General features: G+C 66.5%; 15 protein-coding genes. 10 read left to right on the forward strand and 5 right to left on the reverse strand.

All coding sequences use genetic code 11. The features are described 5' to 3' along the window. Positions 1-161 precede the first annotated feature (161 nt). Positions 162-1,241 (forward strand): Glu/Leu/Phe/Val dehydrogenase dimerization domain-containing protein, encoded by a 1,080-nt coding sequence (locus CXY80_RS08625; protein ID WP_092449608.1) that lies wholly within the window; start codon positions 162-164, stop codon positions 1,239-1,241. Positions 1,242-1,400: 159 nt separating this feature from the next. On the opposite strand, the gene CXY80_RS08630 is transcribed toward CXY80_RS08625, so the two are convergent. Next, positions 1,401-2,090, reverse strand: coding sequence for a DedA family protein (locus CXY80_RS08630; protein ID WP_092449610.1), 690 nt, complete (start codon positions 2,088-2,090; stop codon positions 1,401-1,403). 577 nt (positions 2,091-2,667) lie between these two features. Here CXY80_RS08630 and CXY80_RS08635 point away from each other — a divergent pair. The 3 genes from CXY80_RS08635 to CXY80_RS08645 all read left to right on the forward strand — a co-directional run bounded on the left by CXY80_RS08635 (position 2,668) and on the right by CXY80_RS08645 (position 7,118). Then, positions 2,668-4,530: an ABC transporter ATP-binding protein gene (locus tag CXY80_RS08635; RefSeq protein ID WP_104132248.1), complete on the forward strand. Its 1,863-nt coding sequence runs from the start codon at positions 2,668-2,670 to the stop codon at positions 4,528-4,530. After that, on the forward strand, positions 4,527-6,332 hold the full coding sequence (locus tag CXY80_RS08640; RefSeq protein ID WP_104132249.1) for an ABC transporter ATP-binding protein: 1,806 nt from the start codon (positions 4,527-4,529) through the stop codon (positions 6,330-6,332). Before CXY80_RS08635 ends, CXY80_RS08640 begins: the two co-directional genes overlap by 4 nt. 423 nt (positions 6,333-6,755) lie before the next feature. Continuing rightward, positions 6,756-7,118, forward strand: a complete 363-nt coding sequence (locus tag CXY80_RS08645; protein WP_104132250.1) for a hypothetical protein — start codon at positions 6,756-6,758, stop codon at positions 7,116-7,118. 236 nt (positions 7,119-7,354) lie between these two features. On the opposite strand, the gene CXY80_RS08650 is transcribed toward CXY80_RS08645, so the two are convergent. Together CXY80_RS08650 and CXY80_RS08655 are read right to left on the reverse strand one after the other, a co-directional pair. Further along, complete coding sequence (locus CXY80_RS08650) at positions 7,355-7,690, reverse strand: MGMT family protein (RefSeq protein WP_369828664.1); 336 nt, start codon at positions 7,688-7,690, stop codon at positions 7,355-7,357. Between the two features lie 8 nt (positions 7,691-7,698). Then, positions 7,699-8,151 (reverse strand): GNAT family N-acetyltransferase, encoded by a 453-nt coding sequence (locus tag CXY80_RS08655; protein ID WP_092449620.1) that lies wholly within the window; start codon positions 8,149-8,151, stop codon positions 7,699-7,701. A gap of 159 nt (positions 8,152-8,310) precedes the next feature. Here CXY80_RS08655 and CXY80_RS08660 point away from each other — a divergent pair, with 159 nt between their 5' ends. The 5 genes from CXY80_RS08660 (at position 8,311) to CXY80_RS08680 (ending at position 16,810) form a co-directional block, all read left to right on the forward strand. Next, positions 8,311-9,525, forward strand: a complete 1,215-nt coding sequence (locus CXY80_RS08660; protein ID WP_092449622.1) for an NADP-dependent isocitrate dehydrogenase — start codon at positions 8,311-8,313, stop codon at positions 9,523-9,525. Positions 9,526-9,848: 323 nt separating this feature from the next. Then, positions 9,849-13,541, forward strand: coding sequence for a S8 family serine peptidase (locus tag CXY80_RS08665; RefSeq protein WP_233195166.1), 3,693 nt, complete (start codon positions 9,849-9,851; stop codon positions 13,539-13,541). A gap of 118 nt (positions 13,542-13,659) precedes the next feature. After that, positions 13,660-14,904: an MFS transporter gene (locus CXY80_RS08670; RefSeq protein WP_092449626.1), complete on the forward strand. Its 1,245-nt coding sequence runs from the start codon at positions 13,660-13,662 to the stop codon at positions 14,902-14,904. A gap of 218 nt (positions 14,905-15,122) precedes the next feature. After that, on the forward strand, positions 15,123-16,160 hold the full coding sequence (locus CXY80_RS08675; protein ID WP_104132253.1) for a ring-cleaving dioxygenase: 1,038 nt from the start codon (positions 15,123-15,125) through the stop codon (positions 16,158-16,160). Further along, positions 16,157-16,810 (forward strand): alpha/beta hydrolase, encoded by a 654-nt coding sequence (locus CXY80_RS08680; RefSeq protein WP_092449630.1) that lies wholly within the window; start codon positions 16,157-16,159, stop codon positions 16,808-16,810. The genes CXY80_RS08675 and CXY80_RS08680 overlap by 4 nt, the downstream gene beginning before the upstream one ends. A 71-nt stretch (positions 16,811-16,881) precedes the next feature. Here the strand turns inward: CXY80_RS08680 and CXY80_RS08685 are convergent, their stop codons facing one another. Together CXY80_RS08685 and purU are read right to left on the reverse strand one after the other, a co-directional pair. Next, positions 16,882-17,238, reverse strand: coding sequence for a YrdB family protein (locus CXY80_RS08685; protein ID WP_233195169.1), 357 nt, complete (start codon positions 17,236-17,238; stop codon positions 16,882-16,884). A gap of 157 nt (positions 17,239-17,395) precedes the next feature. Further along, positions 17,396-18,250 (reverse strand): formyltetrahydrofolate deformylase, encoded by an 855-nt coding sequence (gene purU / locus CXY80_RS08690; protein ID WP_092449632.1) that lies wholly within the window; start codon positions 18,248-18,250, stop codon positions 17,396-17,398. A 250-nt stretch (positions 18,251-18,500) separates the two neighbouring features. On the opposite strand from purU, the gene CXY80_RS08695 reads away from it, so the two are divergent. Beyond that, positions 18,501-19,748, forward strand: coding sequence for an MFS transporter (locus tag CXY80_RS08695; protein ID WP_104132254.1), 1,248 nt, complete (start codon positions 18,501-18,503; stop codon positions 19,746-19,748). Positions 19,749-19,862: the final 114 nt, after the last annotated feature.

Here is a 19,862-nt window from a genome sequence, read left to right on the forward strand (position 1 = left end):
CGCGCAGAGCACCCTGAATCTCGCAGTCAGGGTGCTTTTTGCGTACCCGGGCCGCGCAGGTGTTCCCCCCCCGCAGCGCGTGCCAGTTATCCTGTTCGAGGCGGTGCCACATAACGGCGCCACCGCACTCGGCTCACAAGGCCCGACACAACGGAGTTTCCATGACCCTCACGCACCCAGCCGCCGCCCTCGATTCCCTCGCACAGATTCCACTTTCCCACGAGAAAGTGCTGATCACAACGGGAGAACGCTCAGGGCTCCTGATCACGGTCGCCGTTCATTCCACCCGGCTCGGCCAGGCCCTCGGCGGTGCGCGCCTGTGGCAGTACGCCACCTGGACCGACGCCGTAGCCGACGCCCTGCGCCTTTCTGCCGCCATGACCCTCAAGAACGCGGCCGCGGGCCTCAATCTCGGCGGCGGCAAATCGGTCATCTACTTGCCGCTCGGCACCGTGCTGACCGATGCCGAGAAGCGCCTGGCGATGCTCGACCTCGGCGACGCGATCGAGAGCCTGAACGGCGCGTACATGACCGCCGAAGACGTCGGCACGAGCGCCGAACTCATGGCGATCGTCGCCGAACGCACGAACCATGTCTGCGGGCTGCCCGCCGCGAGCGGCGGCGTCGGCGAACCGGCCGATGCAACGGCGGCCGGCGTCTACGCGAGCATCGAATCCACCCTGGAGGCGCTCTTCGGCAGCCGGGAGGTACGCGGCCGCCACCTCGTCATCTCCGGACTCGGCCAGGTTGGCGGACGCCTGGCCCGAGCCCTCGCCGCGGCCGGGGCCACGCTCACCGTCACGGATATCAACCCCGACAAGCACGCCCTGGCCGAAGAGCTCGGAGCGAGCTGGGTGTCGGTCGCTGACGCGCACCGCGTGCACGCCGACCTGTTCGTGCCGTGCGGCCTCGGCGGCGTGCTGACGTCCGGCGTTATCGCGGAGTTGAACGTGCTGGGCGTGTGCGGCGCCGCCAACAACCAGCTCGCGGTGCCTGCCGGAGCGGACCAGCTGGGCGCGCGAGGCATCCTCTGGGCACCGGATTTCGTCGTCAACGCCGGGGGAGTCGTCTACCTCGCCATGGCGAGCGAGCCGAACGCCGACCTTGGCCAGATCACGGCCCGCGTCGCTGCTATCGGCACCGTGCTGACGCAGATCTTCACGGATGCCCGCGCGAGCGAGATCACGACGCTCGCGGCCGCCGAGATGCTCGCCGCTGCACGCCTGCACGCCGCCCGGTAGCCTCTTCAGTCCCTGGGCGTATTCAGGACTGCGCCCGAAACGGGTGGCCGCTACGCCGATTACCGGACCGCTGCCGATATCGGGCGCGGCCACGGGCACGGCCACGGGCGCGGCGCGGGTTCCGGCCACGAACGGGCCTGCGGCCGGCGCCGCCGGCGACTACTCGCGCAGGTCGGCTGGTATCGTCGGCAGCACCCGCGCGGCAGCCCGGCGCTCCTTGAGCGTCGTGCGGGCAGCCTTGGCCAGCTCCGTGAGAATAGGAATGCCGGAGAGCAGAATGATGCCGATGATGAAGAACTCGGAGTATTTGGCGACGAATGCGAACTGGCCGAGGAAGTAACCGACCAGGGTGAGGCCGACGCCCCAGGCGAAGGCCCCGATCGCGTTGTAGGTCACGAAGCTGCGGTAGCGCATCTTGCCGACGCCGGCAGCGACCGGCACGAAGGCCCGAAATATGGGCAGAAAACGGGCCAGAATGATCGACTTGCCGCCGTGCTTGGCGAAGAAGGCGTTGGTGCGCTCGACGTTCTTCGGGTTGAAGAATCGGTTCTTCTCCCGCGAAAAGACCGCTGGCCCCGCTTTTCGGCCGATGACATAGGCGAGCTGATCGCCGGCGAACGCTGCCACGAATACGACCAGACAGGTCACCCAGATCGGCAGCGGCACCACCCCGGTCGCGGTGAGCAACCCCACCGTGAACAGCAGCGAATCACCCGGCAGGAACGACAGTACGATGAAGCCGGTCTCGACGAACACAACCACGGCAACGCCCAGAAGCACGAACGATCCAAACGAATGGATCAGCCACTCAGAGTCGAGAAAATCGATTCCGAACAGGGTGGGCAGCATGAAGAATCCTTCCGGAACTCGCGATGGCACAGAAATTGGCATGCCCGCGATAGACGTTGCACCCAGACTACGGGACACCTACCTGTGAATTGCCGAGTGGGCGACGCGCGGCAAGCGGATGCTGCCGCACCAGAAAATCCTTGCCTTCCGCCCCCGGTTTCCCATATTCTGGAAGGCTGCCTGATCCGGGGGGCATGAGACACACATAACTTTCAGGCGCCCAGGAGGCAGACATGACAAAGACAGCACCGATCACGCTCGCACTGATTGCGAACGACGGCGCTCACTTTGGCGCCGGTGCCCCGGTCCCCGCCGCAACTGCGTCCCTCGTCGACTAGCCACCTTCTTGTCGCGCTCGGCCTGGTGCCGACGCCGGCATCGATCTTGTCCCGTCAGCATCCACTCATCACGGCCGCTGGGCACCCCGCTGACGCGTTTGTAGCGCCGATAAGTGTCGTCGTTTGCAATTTTCCTGTCGCCGGTACTGTTTGGTCTGGCGACCACAGTCATTCGCTGCACCGCCCACTCTGAAATTCGGGGGCGCGGGGCGCAGCCGCATCATCATCAGGACTGGACCATGACCACCACCGCTCCACTCGTACCGCCGTCCGAAGCAGACGTCCCCGCAGGCCGGGCCAACACGTTCCGCAGCCTGCAACGGCTCTACCCCTACGCCAAGCCGGCCCTGCCGCGCATCTACCTCGGCATGGTGGCTGCGCTGCTCGCCGGTCTCGTAGCCCTGGCCATCCCACAGGTTCTGGCCTGGCTGGTGGACGGCCCGCTGAGCCGGGTCGGCAACGGCGACAGCGCATCACAGATCTGGCCAGCCGTGTGGATCGTGCTCGCTCTCGGTGTGCTCGAGGCCATCATGATCGCCCTGCGCCGCTGGTTTGTGCTCACCCCCGGCACCCACATCGAGGCGCGCATGCGCAACCACCTCTATGCCCGGCTGCAGGACCTGCCGGTAAGTTTTCACGATCGCTGGCCGAGCGGCCAGCTGCTCTCGCGGGCCGTGAGCGACCTCAACCTCATTCGCCGCTGGGTGTCGTTCGGACTCGTGCTGCTCGTCGTCAACTTTCTCACCATCGTCGTCGGCGTCGCCATTCTGCTCTGGATGCACTGGCTGCTCGGCGTGATCTTCGTCGTCTGTTCCATTCCGATCTGGATCTACGGCTACGTCTTCGAGGAGAAGTACTCGGTGATCGCGCGCCGCAGCCAGGATCAGGCCGGCGACCTCGCGACCGCCGTCGAGGAGTCGGTGCACGGCATTCGCGTCCTGAAAGCGTTCGGGCGCGGCTCGTTTGCGCTGAAGAACTTCGCCTCGCAGGCGGAAAGCCTGCGCGGAACCGAGATCGAGAAGGCACGCGCCATCGCCGGAATTTGGCTCTGGTTGCTGCTCGTGCCCGACGTGGCGTTCGCGCTCTGCCTCGTGACCGGCGTCTGGCTCACCAGCCAGGGCGACCTCAGCGGCGGCGAACTGCTGGCGTTCTTCGCCACCGCAACCGTGCTGCGGTTTCCGGTGGAGTCGATCGGGTTTCTGCTGTCGATGACCTTCGACTCGCGCACCGCAACCGACCGATTCTTTGATATTCTCGACACCCCGAACGAGATCACCGACCCCGACAAGGCGTCCACCCTGGCCGCGCCGCTCGGCCGACTCGCCTTCGAGAACGTGCACTTTCGCTACCCGGATTCGCCGGAGCGCTTTCCCGACCTGCTCGACGGCATCGACCTCGTGCTCGAACCGGGGGAGACCATGGCGCTGGTCGGGCTCACCGGCTCCGGCAAGAGCACCCTGACCGCGCTCACGACCCGCCTGTACGACGTGACCGCAGGCGCTGTGACGCTCGACGGCGTCGACGTGAGGGCACTCAGTCGCGAGGAGTTGCGCAGCCACCTGGCCATGGCATTCGAGGATGCGACGTTGTTCTCGGCATCCGTCCGGGACAACGTTCTGCTCGGGCGTGCCGACCTGTCCGAAAACACTCCCGAAGCGGATGCCGCGCTCGCGCAGGCCCTGCAGATCGCGCAGGCCGGTTTCGTGCACGACCTGCCTCTCGGCGTGGACACCTTGGTCGGCGAGGAAGGCATGAGCCTGTCCGGCGGGCAACGGCAGCGCCTGGCGCTGGCGCGCGCGGTCGCGGCGCGGCCATCCGTTCTGATTTTGGATGACCCCCTGTCGGCGCTCGATGTGAACACCGAATCGCTCGTGGAGAACGCACTGCGCGAGGTTCTCGTCGACACCACGGCGCTCATCGTGGCGCACCGTCCGTCGACGGTCATGCTCGCCGACCGGGTGGCGCTGCTCGAGAACGGCCGTATCACTGCGGTCGGCACGCACTCGGAGCTGCTGCGCACCAGCCCGCACTACACCTTCGTCATCTCCAGCCTCGAAGACGAAGAACGCAGAGAATCGAACCGAGCGGGAGGATCGCTGTGAGTGTCAGCGGCGTCAAGGGCGAGGAACGCCACGACTTCACCAAGGCCGAAAGCAAACAGATTCGGGCTCGTTCGCTGCGGCTGCTTGGTTCGTTGCTGTTTCCGGTGCGCGCCAAGGTCGTGCTTGCCATGCTGGTCGTGGTCGTCTCGACCGCCGCGCAGGTGTCCGGCCCGGCGCTGATCGCCTTCGGCATCGACCGCGGCTTGCCCGCATTGCTCAAGCAAGACTGGATGCCGCTCGCCGCGACCGGCGCCATCTATCTCGTCGCCGGGGTGCTCGGCGCGCTGCTCATCGCCTGGTACACAGTGTTGAGCGCCCGCGTGAGCCAGGCCGTGCTGATCGACCTGCGCAAGCGGGTGTTCCTGCACACCCAGAAGCTCAGCCTGGAGTTTCACGAGTCGTACACCTCGGGCCGCATCATCTCGCGCCAGACCAGCGACCTCGACGCCATTCGGGAGCTGCTCGACTCGGGCATCAACCAGCTGGTACAGGGCATCCTCTATATGTCGTTCACCGCGATCGCACTCGTGCTGCTCGACGGCACCAGCGGACTCGTGCTGCTCGGCGCGCTGCTACCGCTGGTGATTCTCACCCGCTGGTTCCAGGTGCGCTCGCAGAGCCTGTTTCGACAGTCCCGGGTCGCCTCGGCGAGCCTGATCGTGACCTTCGTCGAGACCATGACCGGCATTCGCGCGGTGAAGGCGTTTCGCACCGAAAAGCACAACGAAAGGGTGTTCGGCAAACTCGTCGAAAGCTACCGCATGGTCAACGCGCGCGTGATTCAGCTGTTCGGAGTGTTTGATCCGGGGCTCGTGCTGATCGGTAACGTGACGGTCGCGGCCGTGCTGCTCGTCGGCGGATTTCGGGTGGCCGACGGCCAGCTGGCCATCGGCGCGCTGCTCGCAACGCTGCTCTACACCCGCCGGTTCTTCGATCCGATGGAGGAGATGGCGATGTTCTACAACTCCTATCAGTCGGCCGCGGCGGCGCTCGAGAAGATCTCGGGTGTGCTCGAGGAGCGCCCGGGCGTGCCCGATCCGGTTGCCCCGGTCGACCTCTGGGAGGCTCGCGGGCGGGTGCGATTCGACAATGTGCAGTTCGCGTATCAGGTTGATCGGGAGATTCTCCCGCACTTCGACCTCGACATTCCGGCCGGGCAGACCATCGCCCTGGTCGGATCGACCGGAGCTGGCAAATCCACCCTCGCCAAGTTGATGAGCCGCTTCTACGATCCAACGGATGGCCGGGTGCGGCTCGACGACGTCGACCTGCGCGACCTGCACCCCAAGGACCTGCGCCGGGCGATCGTCATGGTCACCCAGGAGGCCTACCTGTTCAGTGGTTCAGTCGCCGAGAATATCGCCATCGGCAAACCGGATGCTTCGGCGACAGAAATTCGCGCCGCCGCGGCCGCCGTCGGTGCTCACGACTTCATTGAGAGCCTGCCGAACGGGTACGACACCGACGTGAACAAACGCGGCGGGCGGGTGTCGGCCGGTCAGCGCCAGCTGATTTCGTTTGCGCGGGCTTTTCTGGCGAACCCGGCGGTGCTCATCCTCGATGAGGCCACGTCGTCGCTCGACATTCCCAGCGAACGGCTCGTGCAGGAGGCGCTGCAGACTCTTCTGGCCGATCGCACGGCCGTGATCATCGCGCACCGGCTGTCGACGGTCGCGATCGCCGACCGGGTACTCGTGATGGAACACGGCCGCATCGTGGAAGACGGCACCCCGAACGACCTCATCTCGGGGACCGGCCGCTTCGCGACGATGCACGCCGCCTGGCGCGACTCCCTGGTGTAAGGGCCTCCGGGGCGACGAGCCTCCTCGTCGCCCCGGCCAACGAGTTTGTGCCGCGCTACGGTTGCGCCATTGCGCGGGACTTGCGCCAGTGCACGGGAAATCGGGCAGTGGGCATCCGCTCGGCGATGGCGCGCTGCGACGCGCTGCCCTGGAGATGCGCCACTGTGCGGGACTTTCGAGACCACAGCGGTGGCGGTCGAGAACGCTGCGCGGCAGTTGAGCCAGTGCGCGGGACTTCGGGTCCGGCCAGGGCTCCCGCGCCTCGCGAAGCCGGGCAATTTGTGTAGTCGAGCAGGGCGGGACTCGTCGGGCAGGAGGCCGAGGTATTCATGGGGTTCGGAGATGCGTCTGGCGACATGACGATTATGTCCTGAAGTTTGTATTAGCTAGACACGACATAACTTCATACATAGACATACAGATATGAGCACTTTCTCGTTGATCGATTTAACCAATTTGACGACGTGCACACTGGTGGCGATCGCAATTGTTGCGGCGGCGGCGGCTGCTGCTGCGAGCGACGGAATGCTGGGCAAACTGGCGCACCGCATTTTGCGGCTCGTGGTTCACGTTCCCGACGCTCAGCTCGTTGCTGTCACTGTGGGGTGGTGGCAAAGAAGGCTGGCCGGAATGGCATGCGGTGTTCTTGTCGGAACGGCCGCCGCAAGCACATTTGTCTGGTGGGTCGGCGCGAACCGCAGCCACCCACTTGTTGATCTGATCGTCGCAGGTGAGATCGCCGGAGGCATCTTTGGCTCGACGCGCATCTGTCTGGCCCGTTTGTAGGCCTGCTCGGTATTCATCCCCGGCACCTCCATCAGAAGTACCCGCCAGGCGGCGGCGAGTTTCTCGGCGGTGATTGCCTGATCCAGGGTGCCCAGGCCGCGCAGCAGGGCGTCACCGACCAAGGCTGAAGGTTCAGCGCGAGATGCCGGTTCCGGGCCAGGATTGGGGCCCGGCACCGTTATGTGCGCGGCGACCGCTGTGATTGAGCCGAGCGCGCGGCGCGGCAATCGAGCGCGCTACGTGGGCGGTGACCAGCGCGCGGCGCGGTAATCGACGCGGTAGGCGGCATCCGCTTCGATGGTGCTGGCAGCGGCAGACCGCAGCAACGGCGTGTGCTCGGCCTCGTAGTGCGGCAGCGCCTGGGCCGCATAACCGATCGGCGGATGCCCGCTGGCGCGAATCACCCGCCACCAGGCCACGTCGGAGCCGTAGCGGGCCATTACCTGGCCGACGGCACGGGCGGCGCGGGAACCGAGCTGCGCGGCCACGCCGCCGTAGGTCATCACCCGACCCGGCGGGATCGAATCGACCACGCCGAGCACCCGGGAGACGAAGTCCTCGGGCCCACTCACTAAAGAAATTAGAGCTGCAGGGAGCCGATGACCTCGCCGAACTGGGTTTCGCCGACATCGACGAAACCGAGCCGGTGGAAGAAGGCCTCCGGGCCGTCGGTGCCCGGCTCCCAGATGACGTTGACGTGGTCGAATCCGCGTTCACGGGCTTCGGTGGCGAGGGCTTCCGCGGCGAACTTGCCGACGCCCTGGCCCTGGGTCTCCGCGTTGACGTTGATGCGCCAGATGCAGGCGCGAAATTCTTCGTGCTCGGAGTTCGGGTCGAAGTTGCCGTGGATGAAACCAGCGACGACGCCGTCGAGGAGCACCACGCGCTGCCACGAGGTGGCCGGGTTGATCACCGAGGCGGCGACCGAATACGAGACCGGTGCAATGAATTGTTCCTGGCCAGGCTTGAGGCTCAGATTGTTGGCCGCGACGATGTTTCGTGCAGATAATTCTTCCAGCTTCAGCTCACCCATGTGTTCAGGCTAACGTGCGTCCGGGGTAGCCGGTAGTCGAGAGGGCGTTTGACCCCCGCAATTCATCTCGCAAATTTATCTCGATGTCAAGATAGTTGCCGGCCTCTAGTAAGCTTGACGGTGGTCGTGACGGCCACACTGAATAAAGAGGAGATATTTTTGTCGAAGATTAAGGTTGAGGGAACAGTTGTCGAGCTCGATGGCGACGAGATGACCCGTATCATCTGGCACGCGATCAAGGAAACGCTCATTCATCCGTACCTCGATATCGACCTCGAGTACTACGATCTCTCCATTCAGAAGCGCGACGAAACCAACGACCAGATCACGATCGACGCGGCCCACGCCATTCAGAAGCACGGCGTCGGCGTGAAGTGCGCGACCATCACGCCCGACGAAGCGCGGGTTGAAGAATTCGGCCTCAAGAAGATGTGGCTCTCGCCGAACGGTACCATTCGCAACATCCTCGGCGGTACCATCTTCCGCGAGCCGATCGTCATCTCCAATATCCCGCGCCTCGTGCCGGGTTGGAACAAGCCGATCATCATCAGCCGTCACGCTTACGGTGACCAGTACAAGGCCACCAACTTTCGTTTCAAGGGCAAGGGCACGCTCAGCATGACCTTCACCCCGCAGGACGGCAGCGAGCCGTCGACCTTCGAGGTGTTCGAAGCTCCCGGCGACGGCGTCGCCATGGGCATGTACAACCTCGACTCGTCGATCACCGACTTCGCCCGGGCCACGCTCAGCTATGGCCTCGAGCGCAACGTGCCGGTGTTCCTCTCGACCAAGAACACCATCCTCAAGGCCTACGACGGCCGGTTCAAAGACATCTTCCAGGACATCTTCGACACCGAATTCAAGACGGCGTACGAAGCGGCCGGTCTCAGCTACGAGCACCGCCTCATCGACGACATGGTCGCCTCGGCCATGAAGTGGGAGGGCGGCTACCTCTGGGCCTGCAAGAACTACGACGGCGACGTTCAGTCCGACACCGTCGCACAGGGCTTCGGGTCGCTCGGCCTCATGACCAGCGTGCTCTCCACCCCCGACGGCAAGATCGTCGAGGCCGAGGCAGCCCACGGTACCGTGACCCGTCACTACCGCCAGCACCAGCTCGGCAAGCCCACCTCGACCAACCCGATCGCGTCGATCTACGCCTGGACCCGCGGCTTGTCCCACCGGGCGAAGCTCGACAATAACGCAGCCCTGGCTGAGTTCGCCCTGACCCTCGAAGACGTCGTCATCAAGACCGTCGAAAGCGGCAAGATGACCAAGGACCTCGCACTCCTGGTCGGCCCGGACCAGACGTACCAGACCACCGAAGAATTCCTCGCCTCGCTCGCTGAGAACCTGCAGACCCGCCTGGCGTAACCTGAACCAGCCCAAAGGACCTCGACCGTTTTCGGTCGGGGTCCTTTTTGCGTACACGAGTGGATGCCGACCCGCTGCGGTACCCGAATCTGCGCGCTGGTGGTGAGCCGGCGGTGCGTCAGCCGGCGAGTGCGCCGGCCGTTGCGGAAACGTCGGAGGTCGTGCAGAGCTGACCCAGACTCCCCGCCTGCGGGACCTGGGGACTGCCCCTATCCGGGGGTGGCCGAGCGCGCTACGGTCACGAGCGAACTGTGCATCGGAACAGTTTTTGTTTCTGTTGTGGAACGAGACCACCTCACACCCTTATCGGATTGGACACCCACGTGAGTTCTTTCTTCAGGCGCACGATGTCGTCGCCGGATGCTGCGCTGAAGCCAGCGTTCACATCGCGCACACGGCGCCGCGCCACAATCGCCGCCGCCGTCACCATTGCCCTGGTGGGCGCATCAACACTCGTCGGCGGGGCGCCGCCCGCGCTGGCAGCGCCAGCCGCAACCGGCCTCGCCGGAAGCATCGGCTCGCCCAGCGGGCAGCGGATGGACTTCACCGCGGGCCGTTACATTGTGACCCTGAGCGACGATGCTGTCGCCCTGTATCGCGGCGGAGTCAACGGGTTCTCGGCGACGATGCCCGGCCTGGGCGCCAAACTCGACGCGCAGAGTCGCTCGGCCGAAACTTACCGGGACTACCTGACTCGCCTGCAGAGTGAACTGGCGGCATCCGTTGACGCCACGGTGGGGGCGTCGTACACGCTCGGGCTCAACGGATTCTCGGCAGAGCTCAGCGGTAAGCAGGCGGCGGCGCTCGCCGCGAAGAAGAACGTGGTGTCGGTGGTTCCCGACACCCTCCTGCACATGACCGCCGAGTCGTCGACCGACTATCTGCAGTTGAGCGGCCCGACCGGGGTCTGGTCCAAGCTGGGTGGCCCGAGCAAAGCCGGCAGGGGCGTGGTGATCGGGGTGCTCGACTCGGGAATCGCGCCGGAAAACCCGTCATTCGCCGGCGACGCGCTCGGCACAACGCCCGGCGACGAGCCATGGCTCGACGGTGACACGATCACCATGAACAAGGCCGACGGCAGCACCTTCACCGGCACCTGCCAGACCGGCGAGCAGTTCGCTGCGAGCGACTGCAGCACCAAGATCGTCAGTGCGCGGTACTACCTCGACGGGTTCGGCGCCGACCAGATCGGCACGGCCGCGACCGGCGAGTACGTCTCCCCGCGCGACGGCGACGGGCACGGTTCGCACACGGCGAGCACCGCCGGCGGCAACTTCGAGGTCGCCGCCAACGTCAACGACGTCGACTTCGGTCCCATCTCGGGTGTCGCTCCGGCCGCCAAAATCGCGGCCTACAAGGTGTGCTGGTCCGGCCCCGATGCCACGACAGCGGATGATGACGGCTGCGCCGGCTCCGACATTCTGGCAGCCCTCGACCAGGCGATCGCCGATGGTGTCGACGTGATCAACTTCTCAATCGGCGGCAGCCCGGCTCAAACCACGTTTTCACCGTTTGACCAAGCATTTCTGGGAGCTGCGGCGGCGGGAATCTTTGTGGCGGCATCCGCTGGAAACGCCGGCCCTGGCCCGTCGACCGTCGACAACGTCGCCCCGTGGATCACCACGGTCGCGGCGAGCACCATTCCGGCCTTCGAAGCCACGGCCACCCTTGGCAACGGTTCGGCCTACGCCGGAGCGTCGATCACCGTGGACCGTAAGCCGGGAGCGACGCCGCTGTCGGGTTCCCTGGTGCGGGCCGATCTCGTGTCGGTCGACGGTTTCGAGCCGGCCGACGCGCTGCTCTGCGCGCCGAACTCGCTCGATACTGCGAAGGTGGCCGGCGCGATCGTGTTCTGTGAGCGCGGCGTCTACGACCGGGTCGCCAAAGCGGACGAGGTTCTGCGGGCCGGCGGCAGCGGAATGGTGCTGGTCAACCGCACCCCGCTCGACGTCGACCCGGACGAGCACTCGGTGCCGAGCATCCACCTGGATGCGCCAGCCTTCGACCCGATCTTCGCCTACGCGGCGACCGGCGGTGCGACGGTCACGTTCACTCCGGACAACACGACGGCCGAGCAGACTCCGGTGCCGCAGGTTGCCGGATTCTCCTCGCGTGGACCGTTGCTGGCCGACGGCGGTGACCTGCTCAAGCCCGATATCGCGGCCCCCGGCGTGGGAATTCTCGCCGACGGTGCCAACGCGGCCGGGGAAAACCCGACGTTCCAGTTCCTCTCGGGCACCTCGATGGCCAGCCCGCACATCGCCGGCCTGGCCGCGCTCTATCTCGGGGTGCGGCCGCTCGCGACGCCCGCCGAGATCAAGTCGGTCATGATGACGACCGCGCTGGACACCGTCGATTCCGCCGGTGTGCGCGTGACCGACCCGTTCGCGCAGGGTGCCGGAGAAGTCACCCCGTCGGCAATGGACTTTCCGGGGTTGATCTACCAGAGTGGTCCGGCCGATTGGCTGGCCTACCTGCAGGGGATCGGGTTCGATGCCGGCGTTGCACCGATAGACGCGAGCAACCTGAACCTGGCGTCGATCCAGATCGGTGCTCTCACGGCGCCGGAGACGATCACCCGCACGGTGACGGCCGTCCAGGTCGGCACCTACACCGCCACTCCGATCGAGATTGGCGGCATCGATGCGGTCGTTTCTCCAACCGAGATGACGTTCACGAGTGTCGGTGAGACGCAGAGCTACACGGTGACGTTCACCAGAACGGATGCCCCGCTCGACGTCTTCGCCACCGGCTCGCTGGACTGGGGTTACGGCGATGGCGGCTCGGGTGACCCTGGCGACTTCTTCTCCATCGTGCACAGCCCGATCGCGGTTCGTCCGGTCACCGTCATTGCCCCGACCGAGGTGGCTGGCGCCGGCGTGGACGGCACGGTCGATGTGACCGTCGCCCCCGGCGGGTCGGAACCGGTGGCGCTGAACCTCAGCGGCCTGGCCAAGGGGGTGCACCAGAACAACGCCGACGACCCGTCCAGCCCGCACACCGATGCGGGCACGACCGGCGACCAGTTCGCCTACGAGGTAGAGATTCAGGGCGACCGGCTGGCACGGTTCGACCTGAACGCCGTGGATGATGCTTCCGACCTCGACCTGTTCGTGCTGCTGCTCGACGGCCCGGGTGGCAACCCGATCGCCGGCTGGCAGTCGGCCACCGGGTCCGCCGATGAGCATGTCGACCTGAGCGACCCGGAGGCTGGCTTCTATCAGGTCATCGTGGACGTCTTCTCGGGCACGACCACGTTTGACGTGAACACGTTCGCGGTTTCGTCTGGCGAGCCCACGAACGGGTTCGCGGCGACGCCGCCGACGATTCAGGGGCCGCAGGGTGTGCCAATCACGTACGCGCTGAGCTGGGCCGGTCTGGTGCCGAACACGCCGTATCTGGGCGTGGTCGACTATGGCGACAGCTCGGCGTCAACGGTTCTCGCCATCGCGGCGAGCGAAGGCAGCGAACCGGTACTGAACACGGTGGCGCCGAGCATTTCGGGCACGCCCGAGATCGGTTCGGTGCTGACGGCTGACCCCGGCCAGTGGACCACCGCGGGTTTGACCTTCGGCTTCCAATGGCAGAGCGACGGAGTCGACATCGCCGGCGCGACCTCGGCGACGTTCAAGCCTACGGCGGCGCTCGCCGGAACGACACTGACCGTGCTGGTCACTGCGTCGGTGCCGGACGGGCCCAGCGTAGCGGCGACCTCGGCCGGGGTCGTGCTGAAGTACGCCGCGAAGGTTGCGGTGAGCCTCAACCACCGAGCCGTGTTCTTCTCCAGTCGCGTCACCGCGTCGATCACGGTCACCAGCAAGGGTGAAGTGGGCGACACTGCCACCATCACGGTCGACACGCGCCGCTTCACGGTGGCGCTCGATGAGAACGGTCGCGGCAGCGTGACGCTGCCGAAGCTCAGCCGTGGCCTCTACAAGGTCGCCGGGCAGTATGCCGGCAACGACCTGGTCGCGGCCGCGAAGAGCGCGTCGCGCTCGCTACTGATCGTGCGGTAGCCCCCGCGGCAGTGGTGCCCGGTCCCTGACCGCACTCTGGACGGGGCCCGGGCCCGGTTTCATAAGGTGGGCCCGGGCCGGGAACGGGTTGCGAGGCTGGGCAGTTTAGGCTGTAGGGATGCGACTGGCGGGATGGGTGCGGGGGCGACTCCGGGCATCCGCTGTACCCGAACCGGGCGTCAGCCCGAAACCGCGGCTGAACCGCGACGTGATCGTGCTCGGCGTCATCGCCTTCTTCGTGATGGTGGGCTTCGGCGTCGTCGTACCGGTGCTGCCGGTCTACGTGCAGAGCTTCGGTGTCGGCAACCTCGAGGTCGGCGCGGTCGTCTCGGCCTTCGCTCTCATGCGGTTCGTGTTCAGCCCCGCCTGTGGTCGCCTGATCGACTGGGCCGGGGAACGAACCGTGCTCGCCGTCGGAATCGGCATTGTCGCACTCTCGAGCGGACTGGTCGGGGCGGCCGACAGCTACCTGCAACTGTTGCTGCTGCGCGGGGCCGGCGGCATCGGCTCCGCCATGTTCTCCGTGTCGGCCATGACGCTGTTGCTGCGCACGGCCGAACCGGGCCGCCGGGCCCGCGCGATCGGCTTCTACCAGGGCGGATTCCTCATCGGCGGCATGGCCGGCCCGGCGATCGGAAGTCTGCTCGCGACCATCTCGCTGACCGCACCCTTCTTCTTCTACGCCGGAACCCTCACCGTGGCCGGCCTGGTCGGGCTGTTCCTGTTGCGCTCGGGCGGCCGGGGCAGCGCGCTGGCCAGCGCCGACGCATCCGCTGTGCGCACGCCGTTTCGCACCGTGCTGCGGGACGAGCGCTTTCGCGCGGCCTGCCTCGCGAATTTCGCGCAGGGCTGGACCTCGCTCGGGGTGCGCACCACCCTCATTCCACTGTTCGTGGTCGTCGTGCTCGGGGGGACGAGTTCGTGGACCGGGATCGCGTTGGCTGCCGCAGCCGTCGCCCAGGCGCTCGCTCTTGCGCCGGCTGCCCGGTTTGTCGACACCGTCGGCCGCAAACCTGCCATTATTGGGGCATTCACTGTGGCCGGGCTCGCGATCGTTGCCATCTCGTTTGCACCGAACATCTGGGTGCTCGGCGGTCTGCTCTGCGTCTACGGGGTCGCCGCCGCCTTCATGGGCACCGCTCCCGCCGCGGCGGTCGGCGATGCGGCCGGGGCGCGCGGGGGCCGCCCGGTGTCGGTGTTCTCCATGTGCGCGGATGCCGGTGCGATCGTCGGTCCGCTGGTTGCCGGCCTGCTCGTCGACGCTTTTTCGTTCTCGGCCGGATTTGCCGTCGGCGCCGTGTTCCTGCTGATCGCCGCCGCCTATGCGCTGCGGATGCCGTCCGAGCGTCGCGTCGCCGCCTGAGTCCGATGGGGCGGCGTCAGGTCGGTCGCGCGCGCGTGGCTTATTCAGGACAGGCCAATGCCGTACGCCGAACTTCCGCATGATTGCGGGGCGCCCGCAGGGCGGCGGTGGCCGATGTCCCGAAATAGCCACAGGAAAGCGCGCGTGAGTGGTCGGGTTGGGAATACCGCGGCAAGTTCATGCGTTTGCATGAATATCAAACTCGCTAGGAGGACCTCATGACCGTACAGACCACCGGACTGCACCACGTCACCGCGATTGCCGGTGCCCCACAACGCAACATCGACTTCTACGTGACCGGGCTGGGACTTCGTCTCGTCAAGAAAACCGTCAACTTCGACGACCCGGGCACCTACCACCTGTACTACGGCGACGATTCCGGCCGGCCCGGCTCGCTGCTCACCTTCTTTCCCTGGACCGGCATTCGCAGCGGCCACACCGGCGCCGGCCAGTCGACCACGACCGCGTTCTCCGTTCCGGCCGGCAGCATCGGCTGGTGGAAGGACCATTTCGCCAAGCTCGGTGTGGAATCCGCCGTGACCGGGCGCTCGTCCCACGAGGAGCGGCTCTCTCTGCGAGACCCCGACGGGCTTCAGCTCGACCTGGTGGCATCCTCAACGGTGGATCCGCGCAATCCCTGGGATTCCGCATCCGTTCCCGCTGAATTCGCGGTGCGCGGGCAGCACTCGTCGGTGCTCACCGTCGCCGACCCGGCGAAGACCGTCCAGGTGCTCACGGACGACCTCGGCATGCACGTCATCTCTGAAACGGATGGCCGCACTCGCGTTGGTGCCGGCGATGGCGCGCCCGGAAACCTCGTCGACGTGCTCGCCGACCCCTCCGGAACCCCCGGCCTGACCGCCGGCGGCAGCGTGCACCACGTGGCCTTCCGGGTGCCGGACCGCGCCACCCAGGCCGAATGGCGTGAACAGCTCGCCGACCGCGGTTACGGCGTGACCGCTATCCTGGACCGCCAGTACTTCACCTCGATCTACTTTCGCGAACCCGGCGGCGTGTTGTTCGAACTCGCCACCGACACCCCCGGCTTCGACATCGACGAGCCGCTGCTCGAACTTGGTCGCTCGCTCAAGCTGCCGCCGTGGCTCGAGCCGAGCCGCGAGGCCATCGAGAACGCGGTGGCGCCGATCGTGCTGCCGCCCGAGAACAACCCGGGGGTAGTGGATGCTCCAGCGCCGGTCGCCGCGCCGGTCGCCGCGCCGGTCGCCGCCTCGGTCGCCGCCTCGGTCACCGAATGAGCGACGCGATGCCGCAGGCCGAGTGGCCGCACCTGTTTCGCCCGGGATCGGACGACGCCCGCGTGCTGCTGATGTTGCACGGGACCGGGGGCAACGAGCAGGAGATCGCCGGGCTCGCCAGCGCGCTCGATCCCACCGCTGCGATACTCGCCCCGCGCGGTCGGGTGCAGGAGAACGGCATGAATCGTTGGTTCCGGCGACTGTCCGAGGGTGTGTTCGACACCGCGGACGTGGCCCGACGCGCTGACGACCTCGCCGCGTTTCTGACCTGGGCGCGCGCCACCTACGCGCTCGGCGACCGGCCGATTGTTGCCGTCGGCTTTTCCAACGGCGCCAATATTGCCCTGGCGACGGCGCTTCTGCACCCGGCGGTGCTGCCTCGCGTGATTGCGTTCTCCGGCATGCATCCGCTCGCCCCCTCGCTCGACGCCGACCGTGGGATCGACGCGCGGGTCGCTGCCGGAGATCTGAGCGCATCCGCTGTGTTGCTACTGAACGGTCGAACCGACCCGATGGCTCCGCTCGGCAGTGTGCAGAAGCTCGCGACCATGCTCGAGGAGCGCGGTGCAAAGGTGCAGTCGGAGCTGCGCCCCGGTGGCCACGGCATCACCGAAACGGATGTCGCCGCCGCGGTGGCTTGGTTGGCCTAGCCCCGCGAGAGCGCAAAAAGTGCCCGTTTGACACGTTCAATCGGGCACTTTTTGCGCTCTCGCGCAACGGGTTAGCGGAGTTCTGTGCGACCGGAGATGACGCCGCTGACCGTCGCGACGACGGCGAAGATCACCGTGATGATGGGGAATCCGAGGTCCCACCAGGCGATCGCGGCCGCGCCGAAGATGGCGATTTCGATGAAGGCCTTGCCGAACGGGTCGAGGCGGAACACCGCCTTGGGGGAGCGGAACAGTGCCCAAACCAAAATGGCGAAGGCGGGGGCGGCGAGTCCGACCAGCACCCCGGGCCAGGGGAGCGGCCAGGCCAGGAAGCCCCAGATGCCGAGGCTGATGAAGGCGAAGAGTTCGAGCACGAACCGGAGCATGTCGTTGGGGCCGATTTTCGGCAGGGCGCGCGTGTCTGTCACTCGTCAATCTTACCGATCCGTCGTGCCGTCGCTTTCCGGGCCCGGGCCCGGAAAGCGGACCCACGATAGATCATGGGCCCCGGACCGTAAGGTGGGCCCGGGCCGCGCGAGGGTGCTGGGTGGTTCAGGCCGGGCCGGGCCTGGGCCCCGTCCCCGGCTACTTGAAGATGATCGTGCGGGCACCGTCGAGCAGCACCCGGTTCTCGGCGAACCACTTCACCGCCTGGGTCAGCGTGCGGCTCTCCTCGTCCTGCCCGATCGACACCAGCTCGGCCGGAGTGCGAGAGTGGTCGACGCGCACGACGTTTTGCTCGATGATCGGTCCTTCGTCGAGGTCGCCGGTCACGAAGTGTGCGGTCGCGCCGATGAGCTTGACGCCGCGGGCATGCGCCTGGCGGTACGGGTTGGCACCCTTGAAACCGGGCAGAAATGAGTGGTGAATGTTGATGGCGCGCCCGCCCAGCCGTGCGCACAGCTCCGGCGAGAGGATCTGCATGTAGCGGGCGAGCACGACGAGTTCGATATCGAGTTCGTCGACCGCCTCGATGACGCGAGTTTCAAAGTCGGCCTTGCTGGCCGCATCCGTTATGGGCAGTGATTCGAACGGCACGCCATAGAACCCGACCAGGTCGCGCAGGGTGCCGTGATTGCTCAGCACGAGCGGAATCTCCACCGGAAGCTGGCCGCCGCGCTGGCGAAACAGCAGATCATTGACGCAGTGCCCGGCCGAGGACGCGAGCACGAGCGTGCGCAGCGGGCGCCCCACGACATCGACGATCGACGCCATCGCATAGCGCTCGATCACCGGGGCGAGCGCCGCCTCGAGTTCGGGTCGGGTCACCGGGGACTGCACCTGCAGGCGGATGAAAAATCGTCCGGTGTCGGCGTTGGAGAATTGCTGGCTCTCCGAGATATTGCCGTGCGCCTGCACGATCGCGCCGGTGACGGCGTGCACGATTCCGGGCTGATCGGCACAGACCAGCGTGATTACCCAGTGATGCGGAGAAGTCATCCGACCAGAATACCGGGCCGGCGAGCGGATGCTGCTGACCTGCAGCCCCGGCCCGAGCGATCGAGTGTGCCCGAGCCATGCTCGATCCCGACGCACTGGCCGCCTTCCCGCCCAGTTGACCCGCCGGCACCGTCCGGTACACTCGACGTGGTCGCGCTGAACAAGCCGGCCCCGGGCGCGCACGTCGGCGCGCAGCCGGCTCCGGTGCGAACGACCGGACGCCCGCCGAGCCACCAGTATGAGTGCATCCATGACCAATACCGCCAACATCTTTCTGCCCACCGTGCCGCGCACCCCTGCCGCGAAGGCCACGCAGCCGTTCCCCTGGGTTGGCCTGATCACCCTCGCCGCCGCCGTTTTTCTGTCGGTCACCTCCGAGATGCTGCCGACCGGCCTGCTGCCGGAGATGAGCGAGAGCCTGAACGTCACCGAGAGCCAGATTGGCCTGCTCGTGTCGTGGTTTGCGTTCACCGTCGTCGTCACGAGCGCGCCCGTCGCGATCCTGACCCGCCGGTTTCCGCGGCACGGACTCATCATCATCGTGCTCGTCATCTTCGCGCTCAGTAGCGTGCTCACCGCCATCGCGCCGACCTACGAGCTGGTCGTCGCGGCGCGGGTGCTCGGCGGCGTCGCCCACGGCCTGTTCTGGTCGGTGGTCGGTGCCTACGCCGCCCACCTCGTGCCCAAGGCGCAAATCGGCCGCGCCGTGTCGATCACCGTCGCTGGCGGAACGCTCGCCTTCGTGTTCGGTGTGCCGCTCGGTACCGCGGCCGGCCACCTGCTCGGTTGGCGCCTCTCCTTCGTCGCCCTCGGCGTGCTCATGCTGATCGGCGCCGCCCTGGTCTGGAAGTTCCTGCCCCCGGTCGCCCGGCATTCCACAAGCACGTCCACAACGGATGCCGCCGCATCCGCTCCCCAGGGCGGTCGCCGCGACGCAACCATTCCCGCTGTCGTGCTGATCTGCTTCATCACCGGCATCACCATGGTCGGCCACTACAGCTTCTACACCTACATCGCGCCGTTTCTGCTCGACGGTCTCGGCGTCGCCGCGAGCCAGCTGGCACCGCTGCTCTTCGCCTACGGTGTCGCCGGGGCGATCGGGCTGCTGCTCGTCGGCACCGTCTTTGGTCCGCGTCCGACGCTCGGCCTCGTGCTCGGTCTGGCGGCCAGCGCTGTGAGCGTCACCCTGCTCGCCCTGTTCAGTGCCACTCTGCCGGTCGCACTCGCCGCTTTCGTGCTCTGGGGAATGGCCTTCGGAACCTTGCCACCGTTGATGCAGACCCGAATGCTGCACGCTGCGTCCCCGGAGATTCGCGACACCGCCTCCGCCTTCTATACCACCGCATTCAACGCTGGAATCGGTGGCGGCGCGCTGCTCGGCGCGGTGCTGATCGAGACCGTCGGGCTCGAATTCGTGCCGCTGGTCTACGTGGGTTTGCTCGTCATCGCGCTCACGCTCGTGGTCGTCACCGACCTGGTCGGCAGCCGCCGCTCCTGACGTTTTCATCACTCTGACTTCGTGCAGGACGGGGACCGCACCGGAGGCGACCGCTGCACGTTTGCGGCGCCGACGGCAGACCGTCCCTTGTCGGCGGGTAGACTAGACCTTCAC

This window comes from Cryobacterium sp. M91 (assembly GCF_002929615.1).
GTDB classification, from domain to species: domain Bacteria; phylum Actinomycetota; class Actinomycetes; order Actinomycetales; family Microbacteriaceae; genus Cryobacterium; species Cryobacterium levicorallinum.